The following is a 17,570-nucleotide window of genomic DNA, read 5'->3' as shown; positions in this document are numbered from 1 at the left end:
AAAATTGATAATCACAAGTTTATGGCAAAAAATACAAATAGTACAAAAAAAAATAAGAACTTTTTTGCAAAATGGTTTTGGCGAATATTTGCTGGAGGTATAGTATTCGTTTTGCTCCTATTTATGTTTGCTTCTTGGGGTTTTCTAGGAGAAATGCCTGATTTTAAAAGACTTGAAAACCCTGAAACTAATTTAGCTACGGAAATTGTAAGTTCAGACGGAAAAACATTAGGTAAATTTTATTTAGATGATAATCGAACTCCAGTCAAATACAAAGATTTACCAAAACACTTGGTAGATGCGTTGGTAGCCACCGAAGACGAGCGTTTTTATGAACATTCAGGAATTGATGCTCGAGGAACCTTACGTGCCATTGTTTTTATGGGAAGTAAAGGAGGTGCCTCAACAATAACACAACAACTTGCAAAACAATTATTTCACGGAACCAAAGCCCGTGGATTAGAGCGCTATACCCAAAAAATTAAAGAATGGGTAATTTCCACACGTTTGGAAACTCAATACACGAAAGAGGAAATCTTAACGATGTATTTCAATATATATGATTTTGGTTATCAAGCAGATGGAATCCGTTCTGCATCACGTATTTTCTTTGATAAAGAACCACAAGATTTATTGATTGAAGAGAGTGCTGTGTTGGTAGGAATGTTTAAAAATTCTTCTCTTTACAATCCAGTGCGAAATCCAAAAGGAGTTACCAACCGAAGAAATGTAGTACTTTCCCAAATGGCTAAAAATAACTACATCACCAATAAAGTTAGAGACTCTTTACAAGAAATTCCTTTAAAAATTAATTTCACGCCCGAAAGCCATAACGAAGGAATTGCGACCTATTTCCGTGAGTATTTACGCTCGTATATGAGAGATTGGATTGAAAAAAATCCTAAGCCAGATGGCTCAAAACACAATCTGTATTTAGATGGACTGAAAGTTTATACGACCATAGACTCAAAAATGCAAACTTATGCAGAAATGGCTGTAAAAGAACATATGATGCGACTTCAAAAAGCCTTTGATGCAGAAAATAATCCTACCAAAAATAAAACTTATCCTTTTTTGGATATTTCCAAAGATGAATTCAATACATTGATAGCTAGAGCAATGAAAAACTCCGAACGCTGGAGAAAAATGAAATCTTTGGGATATTCCGAAAATGAAATCAAAGAATCCTTCGATAAAAAAACAGAAATGAGAATCTTTTCTTGGACAGGCGAAAAAGATACAATTATGACTCCTAAAGATTCTATTCTTTACTATAAAGCCTTTTTGCGTACAGGAATGATGTCAATGGAACCACAAACAGGACATATCAAGGCTTGGGTGGGAGGAATTAATTACAAACATTTTCAGTATGACCAAGTTATACAAGGAGCACGTCAGACGGGTTCTACTTTCAAACCATTCGTCTATGCAACTGCAATTGACCAACTGCACTATTCACCTTGTTATGAATTACCTGATATTCAGACTTGTATAGAAGAAGGAAAATACCAAAACGTAACTGCTTGGTGTCCTAAAAATTCCAACGGGAAATTCTCTGGCAAACTAATGACTTTAAAATACGCTCTAGCAAATTCAGTAAACTCTATTACGGTTAATTTGATGGATAAGGTGGGGCCTGTTCCAGTAATAAATATGGTCAGAAACTTAGGAATTACCTCTGAAATTCCTGAAATGCCTTCAATTGCTTTAGGAACTTCCGATGTAACAGTTTATGAAATGGTAGGGGCTTATGGCACGTTTGCCAACGAAGGCGTATATGTAAAACCTATTTTGGTTACTCGTATTGAAGATAAAAACGGAACTGTACTATTTGAAAATACTCCTGAAACCCACGATGTTGTAAGTGCTGATGTGGCAAGAGCTGTTGTAAACCTGATGGAAGGAGTTACACAATATGGCTCAGGAGCTAGATTAAGAACCAAAGGAGCTGATTCTTATAATAGTCTATACAAAAACGTGATGACAGGATATCCGTATGCCTTTACAAATCCGATTGCAGGAAAAACAGGAACAACCCAAAATAATAGTGATGGCTGGTTTATGGGAATGGTTCCTAATTTAGTTACTGGAGTTTGGGTAGGAGGTGAAGATAGAGCCGTGCATTTTAAAGGCACTGCCTACGGACAAGGAGCAACAATGGCATTGCCCATTTGGGGATATTATATGAAAAAATGCTATGAAGATAAAGAGTTAAGTGTATCAAAAGATGCTTTTCCTTCTCCTCAGAATATGGTAATCCCCGTTGATTGCAAGAAAGATGAACAATCAAGTGACGGAGACGTCGGACAGATTGACTTTTAAATCTTTTGAAGTTTTAAGTTGTCTATATCTGGTGCAAATTGCTGTAAAATAGATAAATCCCCATTACTTAACCAAATGTGATGGGGTTTGTTTTGGAAATCATTTAGCAAATTGTTTTGTGAGAGTACATTTTTTGTCTGTTTTGCAACAGCGTACCCCGAATCTATTACCTTTATATTTTCAGGAATAATTTTTTGAATTTGAGGCAATAAATAAGGATAATGTGTACAACCAAGTACCAAGTAGTCTATATTTTCTTCTACCATAGGCAATAGGTATTCTTTTAGCAATTCAAACATTTCAGGGCTTTCAATTTTTCCGCTTTCAATCAGGCTTACTAATCCCTCTCCTACTCTTTCAACAATCTGAATTCCTTCATTTTTAATCAGATTATTACTTGTTTTCATAAATAGTTCACTTGAAAGTGTCCCTTTAGTTGCTAAAACGCCAACTTTTTTAGTAACACTCTGTAAACCTGCTGGTTTAATAGCTGGTTCTATTCCTATAAAAGGAATTTCTTTATATTTGGTACGTAAATGCGATATTGCATTCGTTGTTCCTGTATTACAAGCAACTACAATAATTTTAACTTCATTTTCTAACAGAAATTCTGTATTTTTTTCACACAGAAAGATTATTTCTTCTTTCGTTTTTCCTCCGTAAGGAGCATTTTTATTATCTGCCAGAAATAGTGTATTTTCGTAAGGTAGTAGTTTTACTATTTCTTTCCAAATCGTGGTTCCTCCTACCCCTGAATCAAACAATCCTATTGGTTTTTCTTTATTAATCATAGCACAAAAATAAAAAAGTGTTCGCAAACCACGAACACTTTTAACTAAAATTATTTATGTATTATGGACAATTAAAATCCTAATTCTTTTTTTACCGCACTGTACAAATCAGTTCCTTTAGCTACAATCACTCCTGAACCATTACTTGAGTCCAACACGTATTGAATTCCTTGTGCAGCAGCAACTTTCTCAACAGCAGCTCTCACTTTTTTCAAAATTGGCTCAATTAGTTCTTGTTGTTTCTTTTGAATTGTCATTGAAGCTGTTTGTTGAGCCTGACGCAAATTATTTTCCATTGTTTGAATTTCTTCTGATTTTTTAAGAAACTCTGCCTCTCTGGCTTTTAATTGAGCATCTGTTAAAGCCGTTACTTCATTTTGATACGCTTGAGCTTTTGTTTGAAGTTCTTTAATTGACGCTTGGAAATCAGCCTCATATGTTTGCTGTAGTTTTTTCAACTGAGCTTCAGCCGATTTTCTTTCAGGCATTTCTTCTAAAAGCTTTTGTGTATCAATATGGGCTATTTTGTTTTGTGCAGTAGCCATTGATGTTGCTCCTAAAACAAGAGCCAATGCAATCATAATTGTTTTAAAGTTTTTCATCATCTTACTTGTGTTTATAAATTATTAATGTTAGTACTCTATTTATTTTTTTTCTCTTTTGCTTCTTGTTGTTTTTGTAAACGTTCAGCCTTCTCTTTCTCTCTTTGAGCCTGTTGTTCTGCTCGTTTGCGTTGTGTTTCTTCTATACGTTTTTGTTTTTCCTTTTCGTATTCAGTTTTTTTTCTTTCTCGTTCTTGCTCTAATTCTTTGCGTTTTTTTGTTCGTTCATCAACAAATTCAAAATCATAACTTTCTTTTAAAAGTTCGCCTATTTCTTTATTTCTATCCTCTGCATTGTCTTTTCTTCTCAAAATTCGAAGTACAACGTTTGTTAAATTATGCTGATTATTAGAATAAAGCATTGAAACTTCACTTTTTTCAAAAATCATATCATATTTCCTAAGCTTCCCTATTTCTTGAACAATATTAAACACTTGGTCTTGAATTGGTTTGGCTAACATAAATTTTTGAGTGATATATTCTCCATCTTTAGCTCCAAACTTTTGTTCTTTGTAAGCATTCAAATTATATTCGAGCAAATTTATTTCTTGTTGCTTATCTTTTATCAGTTCAGCCGTTAGCAATGATTTTTCAGCTTCCAACTTGTCTTTCTCTTCTTGAATTTGCTTTTGACGTTTTTCTATCTCAAGTTGCCAACCATTCACTTGCAGAGCAAATTGTTCATTAGCAACCTTGTATTCCTCCAAGTTTGACAAAATAAAATCCATATCTACATAACCAATCTTAACTCCTTTTTGAGAGAACATAAGGTTTGTAGTCAAGAATAAGCCCAAAAGCAAGATATGTCTCAATTTTATCATAGCTAAAAACTTTTATTAATTCCTCTCTACCTACTACATAGAAAATATCGTGCCAAATTTTAGAATTGTTGTCCAAAAATGAAATGTGTTTGCCAACCACCTTTCGTATTTGAATTTAACGGCTTATCAAATCCGTAACCAAAATCAATACCCAACATACCAAATTGAGGCATAAACAATCGTAATCCTAATCCTGCTGACCTTTTGATTTGGAATGGATTAAAGTTTGAAAAGCCTGTGTAAGTTCCTCCTCCTTCAGCAAAAGCTAATCCGTAGATTGAAGCCATTGGTTTCAGAGTTATTGGATAACGCAATTCTAATGAAAATTTATTGAAAACGTTTTCTCCATCGGGTGATGAAAGAGAATAATTCGTGTATCCACGCATTTGAATGTTATCTCGTCCGTCCATTGAATAATATCCCAAACCATCACCTCCCATAAAAAATCTTTCAAAAGGCACAACACCTCTATCTTTATTATAAGCACCTAAATAACCAAAATCAGCTCCAAATTTTAATACCAACTTATCATAAATATTTGTATACCAAGTTCCATTAAGCTTTATTTTATAAAACTCCAACCAATGAAAACGTTTTTGGTCAATTTCAGCCATTTTTGCTGCATCTCTGTTTGCTTCCGCTTGAGAGCTTTCGGCAGATAGAGCTTTGTAATCCACATTATTAAACAATGAATACGGAGGTGTCACTTTCGCACTAATTGAGAAGTTGCTACCAGACATTGGGAAAATAGGATTTGGTCCACTTGAATTTCTTGATAAAGCAATCGTATAGGCTAAGGAATTTGATTCTCCTTCATTAAAAGTGAATAGCCCTAATGAGTAGTTTCTCAAGTCATAATGCTGATAACTCAACGCGTGTGAAATCTGAAAATAATCATCTGGCACTCTGAGGCGTTTTGCAAGACCTACACTAGCCCCTGTGATGAAAACCCTTTTACTTCTGTCTACATCATAGGTGTAATAATTGTATCCAAATTGTTCTGTACGATTGAACGAAATTGAAAATTGTACAGGTTGCTTTCCTCCAAACCAAGGCTCCATAAATGAAAACCCATACGTTCTGTAATATCTACTTGCTTGAACGTTGAGAGATAAATTCTGTCCGTCACCCATCGGAATTGGCATTGTAGCATAGGCTTTCTTGTTAAAAATATTTCTTATTGAAAAGTTATTGAAAACTAATGCCAATGTACCAATGAAAGAACCTCCACCATAACCACCTTGTAATTGTATCTGGCTAGAACCTGTTTCCGTAAGATTATACTCAACATCAACTGTTCCTGCATTAGGGTCTGCATTTTTTAAATCAGGAATAATATTCTGAGCATCAAACAATTGTAATTGACCTAACTCACGGATAGTACGTACTAGAGCTTCTTTGTTATACAAATATCCTGGACGAGTTCGTAACTCACGGAAAATCACGTGGTCATTTGTACGCTGATTACCTACAACCGTGACATTATTAAAATATGCTGGTTTTCCTTCAGAGATTCGAACCTCAAAATTAATTGTATCATTTACCACAGAAGTTTCCACAGGAATAACTTGTGCGAATAAATATCCATTGTTCTGATACAAGTTATAAACATCTTCTGAATCAGGCTTTGTTGGGTCTTGCAGACGTTTTTTTAGGTGAACACCATTATACACATCTCCTTTTTTAATCCCCAAAATTTGATGTAAAACACGATCATTATATACCGAATTTCCTAAAAAACGAATATCTCCAAAATAATATCTACGTCCTTCCTCTAAAGCAATATTCAAATTCACATTACCCTCAGAATCATAGGTTAAAGTATCACTTACAACTCGGGCATCACGATAGCCATTCTCTTTGTAAAAATCAACTAACGAAATCAAATCCTCTTCGTAATCCTTCGCTACATACTTAGAACGTTTCCAAAAACGACCAAAAGTACGTTGCTTTGTGTTTTTGAGCTTTTTACGGAGCTTAACATCAGAAAATTTTTCATTGCCTTCAAAAGTAATTTTATCTACTTTTACTTTATTTCCTCTATCAATATGAACCAACATATTTACTCCGTTAGCATCTGTAGTATCTACCTTAGTATCAACAGTTACCTTAGTATTCAAATATCCATCTTTTCGATATTTGTTAATGATATAGTTTTTAGTATCCGCAATGAAACTCTCGTTTACCTTAGTTCCTTTTTTTAAGTTAGCATTTTTTATAATTTCTTCAGCTTTTTTCTCTCGAATTCCTGTTACTTTTGCTTCAATAAGCGATGGGATTTCTTTGATGGCAAGTTCCAAAAAGGCTTTATCTCCTTCAATTTTCTGGATATAAATATTCACATCGCTGAACAACTTATAACCCCATAATTTGTGAATTATAGCACTAAATTTTTCACCAGGAATAATGATTTCATCACCTACTCTCAAACCTGAAGTTGTAAGAATAGTTTGTGCATTGTAACGCTTTGAACCTGTTACCTCAATTCCTCCAATAATATATTTCTTTCCATTCTCTATTGATAATCTCTCTTCCTCTTGAGCATTTACAAATCCTACTATTGCAGACAATGCTATAAATAAATACTTCTTCAATGACATACGTTTATCTAAGTTGTTCACTTGTTTTTCCAAATCTTCTCTCTCTTTTTTGGTAGTTTAATATTGCCTCGTTCAAGTGATTTTTGTTGAAATCAGGCCATAACACATCTGTAAAATACAATTCTGAATATGCAATCTGCCATAACAAAAAATTACTAATGCGATACTCTCCGCTGGTTCTGATAAGCAAATCAACATCTGGCAAATCGGAGGTGTAAAGGTACGAATTAATTACAGACTCGTTTATATTTTCTGTTGAAATAAGTCCATTTTTTACAGCTTCAGCTATGTTTTTTACAGCTGTAGACAATTCCTCCCGAGCTCCATAACCTAAAGCCAGGGTGAGCGTTACCCCTGTATTATCTTTTAATTTATCAATAGTTTCTAATAAGGTTTCTTTCGCTTTTTTAGGAAAATGGTCTAACCTCCCAATGGTTTTTAATCGAATATTATTTTCATTTAATGATTTCGATTCTTTTTTTAAAAATTTAATCAAAAGTTCCATCAAAGCATTTACTTCAATGGCAGGACGATTCCAGTTTTCTGTAGAAAAAGCATATAAAGTAAGATATGATATGTGATTTTCTACACAATATTCTACCGTTTCCCTTACTGCTTTCATTGCACTTTCGTGACCAAAAATTCGCATCATTCCCTGCTTCTTTGCCCAACGACCATTGCCGTCCATAATGATAGCAAGATGCTTAGGATAATTTATTATCTCTTCCATATTCTTTTAATCCTAATCGCAATAACAAGGTTTTCTTCCAAATGTATACGTTAATGTAACTCCTGAAAATGTATAAAAATCCTTAGTTGCAACATTACCAAATGACGCACCATATTTAGGAGAACTTCCGTCCAAATTATTTGTAAAAGTAAAACGTGTCCCTACTTCAACTGCCACTACAAAATAGATTCCTACCTTTGCTTTTACACCAAGTATAACAGGTAACGCCCAAGTACTATATATTTTCGATGTTTTTTTTGCCTCTTGCGGACTTAACAGCAAACTTTCAAAGTACAAATCATCATGTTCAATATAGGAAATACCTGTAAACAAATAAGGTGTTATAGGTTTATCAAGAGGCTTGTGCATATTGAATTTGAAGAAGTTATACTCTGCTCCCAAACTTGCTTCAACAATTTTATTAGAAAAAGAAAAATCTCTATTTACTTTTCCCGCAACGTCGGATTGTTTATCCTTTCCTGTCAAATTAGTTGTGCTTACTTGCAAACGCATAGCCATTTTATCGTGAAAATTCCACTTATATAAAGCTCCAAAAGCCAACTTGTTAGGAAACACATAATGTGTTCTTCCCACATCACTAATAGGATTGCTACCACCCAAAAAAACGCCTATTTCGTGCGTTTGGGCTGTTACCGTTTGTATTCCTAAAAGAATTGCTATGTAATATAAATACCTACGCATACAATAACGACAAAGTGCAAATATAAAAGTTTTATGGAAAAATCATATTTATTTTTTCAACAATATTTTTTATTTAACTATTTTGTTTCACTTCATATAGATAAATTCAAAGAAACGAAAATATTCAAAAAAATTGATTCTCAATTAAATAAATCAAAAATTATGAATTTCAGAATTCTATTATTTGTTAACAAATAAACTCCTAAAAGTTAATCTTTTTATTAATTTTGAAAACAAAAAATAAAAGGATAGAGAATGAACTCTATCCTTGAATTTATTTTAGTAAAAAATCTTCTATTTTAGTACATCTTTTACTTTATCAGCCGCTTCTTGAAATAAAATTGCTGAATGTACCGCTAAACCTGAATTATCAATAATTTCCTTAGCTATCTCAGCATTAGTCCCTTGTAAACGCACAATAATAGGAACCTTAATTTCTCCTCCCATATTTTTGTAAGCATCTACAATTCCTTGAGCCACACGGTCACAACGTACAATTCCTCCAAAGATATTAACCAAAATAGCCTTTACATTTGGGTCTTTTAAGATAATTCGAAAAGCAGTTTCCACCCGTTTGGCATCAGCAGTTCCTCCCACATCTAAAAAGTTTGCTGGTGAACCTCCTGCTTGTTTAATCAAATCCATTGTAGCCATCGCAAGTCCCGCACCATTTACCATACAACCAACGTTTCCGTCAAGGGCAACATAATTCAAACCGACAGCTTTAGCCTCTACCTCAATCGGATTTTCCTCACGCAAATCACGCAATTCAGCATACTCTTTATGGCGATAAAGTGAGTTATCATCAAGGGTAACTTTAGCATCTACTGCTAAAATCTTATTATCAGAGGTTTTTAAAACTGGATTTATTTCAAAAAGACTTGAATCAGAAGAAACATACGCCTTATACAATGCTGTTACAAATTTTACCATTTCTTTGTGAGCATCGCCCGAAAGCCCCAAATTAAAAGCTATCTGACGAGCTTGGAAAGGCAACAATCCTACTGCTGGGTCAATTTCCTCAGTAAATATCAAATGAGGAGTTTCTTCAGCAACTGTTTCAATATCCATTCCGCCTTCAGTTGAGTACATAATCATATTTTTCCCCTTGGAACGATCTAACAAAACGGACATATAAAACTCCTCAGGCTTACTTTCTCCTGGGTAGTAAACATCTTCAGCAATAAGCACTTGGTGTACTTTCTTGCCTTCTGGTGGTGTTTGCGGAGTAATCAAATTCATCCCGATGATTTGACTAGCCAACGGCTCAACATCTTGTAACCCTTTAGCTAATTTAACTCCACCACCTTTCCCGCGTCCACCTGCGTGAATTTGAGCTTTAACCACGTACCACTCCGTTCCCGTCTCAGCTGTTAGTTGTTTTGCTGCTTCCACCGCTTCTTTTGGAGTTTGGGCTACAATTCCACGTTGCACACGTACGCCAAAACTTGAAAGTATTTCTTTTCCTTGATATTCGTGTAAATTCATTTGTAATTAATTTATAATCCTGATTGACAAATATAAAAAAACTATTTTTATTTTTTCAACTTATTCAAAATAAAAACGAAATATTTTTATAAAATTATGATTATCAAAATAAAACACAAAAGAAGATCATTTGATTTTGCCTCTAAATCACCTAAAAACGCAACATTTACTTAATTATTCATCAAAAAAATTACTAAAAAATAAAATCATTTTACCTACGCAAAAAGATTGCGCATACATACATTTATTTTGCACCATCAAACTTAATGAGAATAATGAATTTTTCTTTTCAAAATTAAAATAATAAAAAAATGATTATACAAATTCAATCACAAAATCCGAAATTGTTAGACATTCTAAACAAAAATCCACAAACTGATTTTGGAATTTATGCCAAATCATTGCGTAATGGACAAATCATAGGAAATATCTTAAATTCAAATCGTTATGATGTTATTTTCCAAGATACACGATATAGCTATTTGCCAGAAGAAAGCAATCAAATTGATTTTCAGAGCTACTGTTCGCCTCTTGTGATTTTACATATTTGTAACGAACTCTTTAAAGATTTGTTACAAGAGAGAGAAATTTATTACAAACAAACCATCAAATGGCTGAATCAAAACAAACAAGAAGTTGATACAGAGGAATGTACCATTGAAGTTAAAAATATGTATATCAATTCTTCTTGGTACAAACAGGGAAATTTTTTGATGCAAAAATACTTCAAAAACGTGAAAGTTACTCCTCTGACAGGGAATAATGTTTCTCTTTTCATACAAGGAAAAAATGTTTTTGAAGCTTTTAATTTATTGAATTTCATAGCTGTAATTGTTCATATTACCAATGAATATGGAGAATTCACGTACATTGATGATTCTTTTGCACAAAAATATGCTCGTATTTTAACAAATATTGATAACGTTCCTTATTTCGTATTCTATTTGTTTATTAAGAAAGCGGTAAAGAGTGAACGTCAGTTTGCCGAAATAAAAGCTGTTTTTGAGAACTACTTTCACAAACAAAATATCGAAATTGAATTTCAGTTCGCAGACACACACGGAAGCCGTATGGATTTTGCTGTAAATCAGTTTGGATTTGATTTTCCTATTTTAGACGTTGGTTGTGGAGAGCTAAAGTATTACCGCCGATTTATGCGAAAAAGTTACGACTACAATCACCCTTATTTTGCAATGGACACAGACCCTGAAGTGCAAAAAATTGCTGAAAATTTTAAAGAAAAATACAATGCAGACAATTTATTTTTCATCAACAATCCATCTGATTTTAAATATGATAAACCTGTAAATATTTTACTAACAGAAGTTATTGAGCACAACACACCTCAAGAAGCTGAATGTTTGGTAAAACAATGTTTGTCATTTAATTTCAATAAGTTGATTATAACCACTCCAAATAGTGAATTTAACGTTCATTATTTTGAAAATGAGGAAAATATGCGACACTCTGACCATCATTTTGAATGGAATAAATCTGAATTTGAGAATTTTGTAAAAAAATGCTTGGAAAACAAAAACTGCCAATATACTTTTTATGATATTGGTGATAAAATAAACGGAATTTGTCCGACTCAAGCAGTTGTAATTGAGAATAATAACGAAAAAATTAACTAGCAATGGAAGATAAAAATATTATCAAAAAAAGAATTGATTGGTTCTGTAAAAACAAAATAAACGCTTTTTCTCCCACTATTTCTCCAGCTCCTAAATCCTTGGAAAGAAATGAAATAGAAAGTTTATATGAAGGAATTTTATGGTTTTTGAAAGCAGGAGTTTCGGAGATTGTAATTCAGAAAAAATATATGGGTTCGTATTGCGACATTTATCTACATAAAAATCTGGAAAAAAGCTACTTAGTAAGCCGAAATGGATTTCAAATCAATCATTTGGATAAAGAAAAATGGCTGAATGCCTTAAAGGAACTTCACGCTCGATTTTCGTGGGAAAGTGTAGAAATTCGTATCATTCAATCGGAATTAATGCCTTGGTCTGTTTTAGGTAAAGGACTGATTAACAATGAATTTTCAGGATACTACATTTCTCACCGAACTCATTGCGATTATTTGGAAGAATCGGATTTATACGAAAAATTGAATAAAATAAAACAAACTACTGAATTTATTTCGTTTACTGAAGACGCTAAAACATTGTCCCAAAAGGAGTTAAAAGAAAAGTATCCGATGCACGTTATCCGCCAGTATGAAGCGGTAAAAAAATTCAAATTTTTACATCTGGAGAATTACCGAAAAAACATTCAACTTTTTAAAAACCAATTAGATGTATTTGGAAAAGACAGCGAAATATATTTCAAACCTTTTAATATCTTAAAAGAAATTCATTCCGATGGTTCAGAAACTTTTGTAAATGATAATTTAAGCTTCAAACAAATAAATGATGATGATTTTTTACATTATACTTTTGAAAATCAAGAAGATTTTGAGCAAAAATTCCCAGAAATTCAGCATTGGGTAAACGAAATAAACCAAAACAATGAAGAAGGCGTAATGATAAAACCTCGAACGGCTTTTCTATCTGGAATGCCTCCAGCCTTTAAAGTTCGTAATAACAATTACTTAACACTTGTGTATGGAGTTGATTTTCAAGATAGATTACAAGAATATATTGCAAAAAGAAATATAAAATCAAAATTAAAATGTTCCATCAATGATTGGGCTATTAATCAAAAAATGATTAAAACACCTTACAAAGAAATTGATGAAGAAAATTATTATTTTAAAAATTTGATTCTTGATAGAATTTTAGGAGAAGAAATTGAAAAACAATTAGATAGCAGACTATGACAAGACAAAATATTAACAAACATACATTCCCAAAATTACTCATACTAGTGGGAGCTCCAGGTTCAGGAAAATCTACTTTTGCCAAATACTTTTTGCGTACCGAAGAGAATTGGGTGCGTGTAAATCGTGATGATTTTCGAATGATGCAATTTGGAGACACAAAAATGAATTCTTTCTACGAAGAACGTATTTCAAAAATGGTAGAGGCCTCCACAATTGCACTTTTGAAAAGTAAAACCAATGTAATAATTGACGCTACGAATTGTGGATTGCGAACCATTGAAGATATGATAGAAACATACACAGAATACGCTGATATTCAATTCAAAGTATTTGACTTACCAACTGAAGAACTTGTGTCACGTTGCGATAAACGAAATGCAGAAATTGGGAAATTTATTCCGAAAAGAGCCATTGAAAAATATGTTAATCAATTGCGTTTTACAAAAGAAAAATTTGACTTTCAACCAATTCCGAGAAGACTAAAAGAAACTGAAAACAAGTATGTTACACAAAATGAAAATCTGCCAAAAGCTGTAATTTGTGACTTGGATGGCACTCTATCAATTCTGAATGGTCGTGACCCTTACAATGCCTCCACTTGTGAGAATGATTTGCTAAACAAACCTGTTGCGAAGGTGCTGGAAATGGCTAAGAATGAAGGCTATAAAATAATTTTACTTTCAGGAAGAGAAAATGTTTATCGTGAACCTACAATTCGTTTTCTACAAAAATATAATATTGATTATGATTTACTTATAATGCGAAACGCTAATGATTTTCGCAAGGACAGCATTATAAAACGAGAAATTTTTGAAAATGAAATTCAAGGAAAATATTTTGTGGAATTTCTTTTAGATGACAGAAATCAGGTAGTAGATATGTGGAGAAAAGAGCTTGGACTGCCTTGCTTTCAAGTAAATTACGGAGATTTTTAACTCACGTACATATTATTTTGTTTGTAAATACACTCTGAATATTGAGCGGAAATACAGCTCAAAACTTTTAGAAAATAAAGTATCTTCTTTCAAAAGAAAATTGTAACTTTGCGACTTTGAAAATTATTTAGATTTACTTAAAATTCACTATGAAAATTTCATACAATTGGATTAAAAAATTTATAAAAATTGACTTGCCTTCAGAACAAGTTGGTGTTTTGTTAACCGACTTAGGGCTTGAGGTTGAAGGAATTGAAACTTTTGAAAGTATCAAAGGAGGATTGAAAGGAGTTGTTGTAGGACACGTACTGGAATGCGAACAACACCCGAATGCTGACCGATTGAAAATCACCAAAGTTGATGTTGGGCAAGGAACTATTTTACAGATAGTTTGTGGTGCTCCCAATGTTGCAAAAGGGCAAAAAGTACCTGTTGCTACCATAGGAACTAAACTATTTGACAAAGAAGGTAATTCTTTCGAAATCAAAAAAGGAAAAATTCGAGGAGAGGAGAGTTTTGGAATGATTTGTGCCGAAGATGAACTTGGATTGGGCGAAGGACACGAGGGAATTCTCATTTTAGATGAAAAATATGAACCTGGAACACCTTGTAGTGAAATCTTTGAGGTTGAAAGTGATGAGATTTTTGAAATAGGATTAACTCCAAACCGAGCAGATGCAATGAGCCATTATGGTGTAGCTCGTGATTTACGTGCTGGTTTAATGCAACGCGGAACTCACTTGGAACTAATCACTCCTTCTGTAACTAAATTCCACGTGGATAACAGATTATCCAAAATTGACATCGAAGTTAAAAACAAAGATTTAGTACCTCGATATGCTGGAGTTGCTATTAGTAATGTGAAAGTTGCTGAATCTCCAAAATGGTTACAGAATAAGCTCAAAGCTATTGGATTAACTCCAAAAAACAACATTGTCGACATTACAAATTACGTACTTCACGGACTCGGTCAACCTCTTCACGCCTTTGATGTAAATCACATTGTAGGTAAAAAGATTATTGTCAAAACAGCGGAAGCTGGAACAAAGCTTACAACGTTGGACGGAGTAGAACGCACTCTTGACGCAGAGGATATCGTAATTTGCGATACTGAAAAACCTTTGTGCATAGCGGGAGTTCTTGGAGGAATAAATTCAGGAGTAACCACCAGTACAAGAACTATTTTCTTGGAAAGTGCTTACTTTAATCCTGTATCTGTACGAAAAACAGCTAAACGACACGGAATCAACACGGACGCTTCTTTCCGTTTTGAAAGAGGAATTAATATCAATGACGTAAAATATGCGTTGATGTATGCAGCAATCTTGATAGAAAATATTGCTGGAGGAGTAATTTCTTCTGATATTGTTGATTTATATCCTAAAAAACACGAGGATTTTCAAGTTTTCTTAGCCTTTGATAAAGTTAACAAACTTGTAGGACAAGTTATTCCTACTGAAACTATTAAAAACATCCTGCATTCGTTGGATATTAAAGTAAACTCAATTACCGAAAGAGGTTTAGGACTTCTGGTTCCTACATATCGTGTTGATGTTCAGAGAGAAGCTGATGTTATTGAAGAAATCTTGCGTGTTTATGGTTACAACAACATCAGTTTTTCAGAAAAAACCAACGCTTCAATGTCACATTCATCAAAATATGATGACCACAATTTGCAAAATACGATTGCAAATCAACTTATTGGACAGGGATTCTTCGAGATTATGACGAATAGTCTTGTTTCTGAGAAAGTTATCACAGATTACGAGCAAGATGCAACACAAGCAGTAAAAATTCTCAATCCATTGAGTAATGACTTGAGTTTTATGCGTAAAAATTTGTTGTTCTCGGCATTGGAAGTGATTGAATACAACATTAATCGCAAAAACTCAGATTTAAAACTTTTTGAATTTGGTAAAAGTTATCATCTTGAAAATGGAAAATACAATGAAGATAAGCATCTAATTATGTATTCAACTGGTAATCAGAACAATGAAAACTGGAATATTTCTTCACAAAAAACAGATTTCTTTTTCCTAAAAGGAACTATTGAAGCCATCTTTGAGCGTTTAGGACTAAAAAATATCTCGATAAAACCTCTAAATGAAGATAATTCTTTTATACAAGAAGGATTCCGGTGGTTCTTTGGAGAAACTCTTTTAGGAACGATTGGAGTAATTAAGAATAAAATTCTGAAAGATTTTGGCATCAAACAAGAAGTTCTTTTTGCAAATATTTATTGGAACGTGATTCTGGAAAGTGTTAAAAATCATAAAATTATATATCAGGAAATCTCTAAATTTCCGAAGGTAAGACGTGATTTGGCATTATTACTTGACGAAAATATTTCATTTAATGATATTTATAAAATTGCTTTCGAAACAGAAAAATCTATTCTGAAGGATATTAGCTTATTTGATGTGTATCAAGGGGACAAACTACCGGAAGGCAAAAAAAGCTATGCTGTGAGCTTTACTCTTCAGGATATTAATAAAACCCTGACAGACAAGCAGATTGATAAATCTATGCAGAATTTGCTTCGAAAATTTGAAGAAAAATTAGGGGCAAGTTTAAGAGATTAGAAACATTCTAAAAATAAAAAAGGACGGAAATTCATAAATTTCCGTCCTTTTTCGTTTGTTTCTCTCCAATAATTATTTCAACAAATCCAAATAATCGCCATAACCCTCTTTTTTCATTTCATCTTTTGGAATAAAACGCAAAGAAGCACTATTGATACAGTAACGCAATCCGCCTTTATCAGAAGGTCCGTCAGTAAAAACGTGTCCCAAATGAGCATCACCTGTTTTGCTTCGTACCTCTATTCGAGTCATTCCGTGTGATTTATCCATTTTTTCGGCAATAAGTTTTTTATCAATCGGTTTTGAGAAACTTGGCCAACCACATCCAGCATCGAATTTATCTGTTGAAATAAAAAGTGGCTCACCTGTAGTAATATCTACATAAATTCCTTCACGAAATTCATTCCAGTATTCATTGTGAAAAGGACGTTCAGTAGCGTTTTTCTGAGTTACATTATACTGAATTTCAGTAAGTTTTTCTTTCAAAACTTCGTCATTCGGTTTTTCGTATTGCATTGGGTTTGATTTTTCCATCGGATTAGCTTCTTTTGCCATTTGGAATAATTTAGGATTGATGTGACAATACCCTCCAGGATTTTTATCCAAATAATTCTGATGATATTCCTCCGCATCATAAAAGTTTTTCAATGGTAGATTTTCCACCACAATTGGCTGATTGTACTTGGAAGCCAACTCATTAAGAGATTTGGTAATCATCTCTCTATCTGAATCATCAATAGTATAAATTCCTGTGCGATAGCGTGTTCCAATATCATTCCCTTGTTTATTTAAACTTGTAGGGTCAATAGTTTCATAAAACAAATCCAAAAGCAGCTGTAAATCAACTTGTTTAGGGTCATAAATAACTTTTACCGTTTCAGTGAACCCTGTTTTATCTGTGTAAACTTCTTCGTAACTTGGTTTTTGCGTATTTCCATTTGCATATCCTACCTGAGTGGCAGCCACACCACGAATTTGCTTAAAGAAGTGCTCTGTTCCCCAGAAACAGCCTCCTGCAAAATAAATTTCTTTCATATTCTTTTTATCATTCATTGTTTCTATTTTCATACTTTGTTGTACTTTCATCGAATCTTTTGAGGTTTTACATTGACTTGTAAGTAAAATCATTAAAGGCATTACCGCCATAAAAGTAGTTATATTTCTCATATTGAT

At 33.3% G+C, this 17,570-nt stretch carries 12 protein-coding genes and 1 pseudogene; 5 read left to right on the top strand and 8 right to left on the bottom strand.

The features are described from left to right. The first annotated feature begins 21 nt into the window (after positions 1-21). A complete protein-coding gene (locus CGC48_RS10315) occupies positions 22-2,322 on the top strand; it encodes a penicillin-binding protein 1A (protein WP_098029499.1) in 2,301 nt (766 codons plus the stop codon). On the opposite strand, the gene murI is transcribed toward CGC48_RS10315, so the two are convergent. The 7 genes and pseudogenes from murI to sucC form a co-directional block, all read right to left on the bottom strand. Then, positions 2,319-3,113: a glutamate racemase gene (murI, locus tag CGC48_RS10310; RefSeq protein WP_098029498.1), complete on the bottom strand. Its 795-nt coding sequence runs from the start codon at positions 3,111-3,113 to the stop codon at positions 2,319-2,321. The two genes, CGC48_RS10315 and murI, sit on opposite strands and share 4 nt — an antisense overlap. Before the next feature lie 71 nt (positions 3,114-3,184). Continuing rightward, positions 3,185-3,718 (bottom strand): OmpH family outer membrane protein, encoded by a 534-nt coding sequence (locus CGC48_RS10305; protein WP_041990202.1) that lies wholly within the window; start codon positions 3,716-3,718, stop codon positions 3,185-3,187. Between the two features lie 181 nt (positions 3,719-3,899). Next, a pseudogene (locus tag CGC48_RS10300) lies at positions 3,900-4,482 on the bottom strand (OmpH family outer membrane protein); the annotation flags it as partial. 113 nt (positions 4,483-4,595) lie between these two features. Next, complete coding sequence (gene bamA / locus CGC48_RS10295) at positions 4,596-7,136, bottom strand: outer membrane protein assembly factor BamA (RefSeq protein WP_098029496.1); 2,541 nt, start codon at positions 7,134-7,136, stop codon at positions 4,596-4,598. Positions 7,137-7,140: 4 nt separating this feature from the next. Beyond that, positions 7,141-7,866 (bottom strand): isoprenyl transferase, encoded by a 726-nt coding sequence (locus tag CGC48_RS10290; protein WP_018279365.1) that lies wholly within the window; start codon positions 7,864-7,866, stop codon positions 7,141-7,143. A 12-nt stretch (positions 7,867-7,878) separates the two neighbouring features. Continuing rightward, positions 7,879-8,568 (bottom strand): type IX secretion system protein PorG, encoded by a 690-nt coding sequence (porG, locus tag CGC48_RS10285; protein ID WP_098029495.1) that lies wholly within the window; start codon positions 8,566-8,568, stop codon positions 7,879-7,881. Positions 8,569-8,862: 294 nt separating this feature from the next. Then, positions 8,863-10,056, bottom strand: a complete 1,194-nt coding sequence (gene sucC, locus CGC48_RS10280; RefSeq protein ID WP_041990190.1) for an ADP-forming succinate--CoA ligase subunit beta — start codon at positions 10,054-10,056, stop codon at positions 8,863-8,865. Positions 10,057-10,367: 311 nt separating this feature from the next. Here sucC and CGC48_RS10275 point away from each other — a divergent pair, with 311 nt between their 5' ends. From CGC48_RS10275 to pheT, 4 genes are all read left to right on the top strand, one after another. Then, the gene (locus CGC48_RS10275; RefSeq protein WP_098029494.1) at positions 10,368-11,690 is read left to right on the top strand and encodes a hypothetical protein; all 1,323 of its coding nucleotides are present in this window, start codon (positions 10,368-10,370) and stop codon (positions 11,688-11,690) included. 2 nt (positions 11,691-11,692) lie between these two features. Next, the gene (locus CGC48_RS10270; RefSeq protein WP_098029493.1) at positions 11,693-12,877 is read left to right on the top strand and encodes a hypothetical protein; all 1,185 of its coding nucleotides are present in this window, start codon (positions 11,693-11,695) and stop codon (positions 12,875-12,877) included. Beyond that, on the top strand, positions 12,874-13,815 hold the full coding sequence (locus CGC48_RS10265) for a phosphatase domain-containing protein (RefSeq protein WP_098029492.1): 942 nt from the start codon (positions 12,874-12,876) through the stop codon (positions 13,813-13,815). The genes CGC48_RS10270 and CGC48_RS10265 overlap by 4 nt, the downstream gene beginning before the upstream one ends. A gap of 149 nt (positions 13,816-13,964) precedes the next feature. Continuing rightward, positions 13,965-16,397, top strand: a complete 2,433-nt coding sequence (gene pheT / locus CGC48_RS10260; RefSeq protein WP_098029491.1) for a phenylalanine--tRNA ligase subunit beta — start codon at positions 13,965-13,967, stop codon at positions 16,395-16,397. A gap of 72 nt (positions 16,398-16,469) precedes the next feature. Here pheT and msrB read toward each other — a convergent pair whose 3' ends face one another. Continuing rightward, positions 16,470-17,564 carry a peptide-methionine (R)-S-oxide reductase MsrB gene (gene msrB / locus CGC48_RS10255; RefSeq protein ID WP_098029831.1) on the bottom strand — a complete coding sequence of 365 codons (1,095 nt, stop codon included), beginning with the start codon at positions 17,562-17,564 and terminating at the stop codon, positions 16,470-16,472. Positions 17,565-17,570 lie beyond the last annotated feature (6 nt).

It is taken from the genome of Capnocytophaga cynodegmi, from assembly GCF_002302475.1.
Taxonomy (GTDB): domain Bacteria; phylum Bacteroidota; class Bacteroidia; order Flavobacteriales; family Flavobacteriaceae; genus Capnocytophaga; species Capnocytophaga cynodegmi.
The sequence above is the reverse complement of the archived record's forward strand: the minus strand, read 5'-3'. Positions and strand labels throughout refer to the sequence as shown.

Excerpts from the sequence above, each read along its gene's own strand:
- CGC48_RS10315 (WP_098029499.1), top strand. The coding sequence starts at position 22 with ATGGCAAAAAATACAAATAGTACAAAAAAAAATAAGAACTTTTTTGCA.
- murI (WP_098029498.1), bottom strand. The coding sequence starts at position 3,113 with ATGATTAATAAAGAAAAACCAATAGGATTGTTTGATTCAGGGGTAGGA.
- CGC48_RS10305 (WP_041990202.1), bottom strand. The coding sequence starts at position 3,718 with ATGATGAAAAACTTTAAAACAATTATGATTGCATTGGCTCTTGTTTTA.
- bamA (WP_098029496.1), bottom strand. The coding sequence starts at position 7,136 with ATGTCATTGAAGAAGTATTTATTTATAGCATTGTCTGCAATAGTAGGA.
- CGC48_RS10290 (WP_018279365.1), bottom strand. The coding sequence starts at position 7,866 with ATGGAAGAGATAATAAATTATCCTAAGCATCTTGCTATCATTATGGAC.
- porG (WP_098029495.1), bottom strand. The coding sequence starts at position 8,568 with ATGCGTAGGTATTTATATTACATAGCAATTCTTTTAGGAATACAAACG.
- sucC (WP_041990190.1), bottom strand. The coding sequence starts at position 10,056 with ATGAATTTACACGAATATCAAGGAAAAGAAATACTTTCAAGTTTTGGC.
- CGC48_RS10275 (WP_098029494.1), top strand. The coding sequence starts at position 10,368 with ATGATTATACAAATTCAATCACAAAATCCGAAATTGTTAGACATTCTA.
- CGC48_RS10270 (WP_098029493.1), top strand. The coding sequence starts at position 11,693 with ATGGAAGATAAAAATATTATCAAAAAAAGAATTGATTGGTTCTGTAAA.
- CGC48_RS10265 (WP_098029492.1), top strand. The coding sequence starts at position 12,874 with ATGACAAGACAAAATATTAACAAACATACATTCCCAAAATTACTCATA.
- pheT (WP_098029491.1), top strand. The coding sequence starts at position 13,965 with ATGAAAATTTCATACAATTGGATTAAAAAATTTATAAAAATTGACTTG.
- msrB (WP_098029831.1), bottom strand. The coding sequence starts at position 17,564 with ATGAGAAATATAACTACTTTTATGGCGGTAATGCCTTTAATGATTTTA.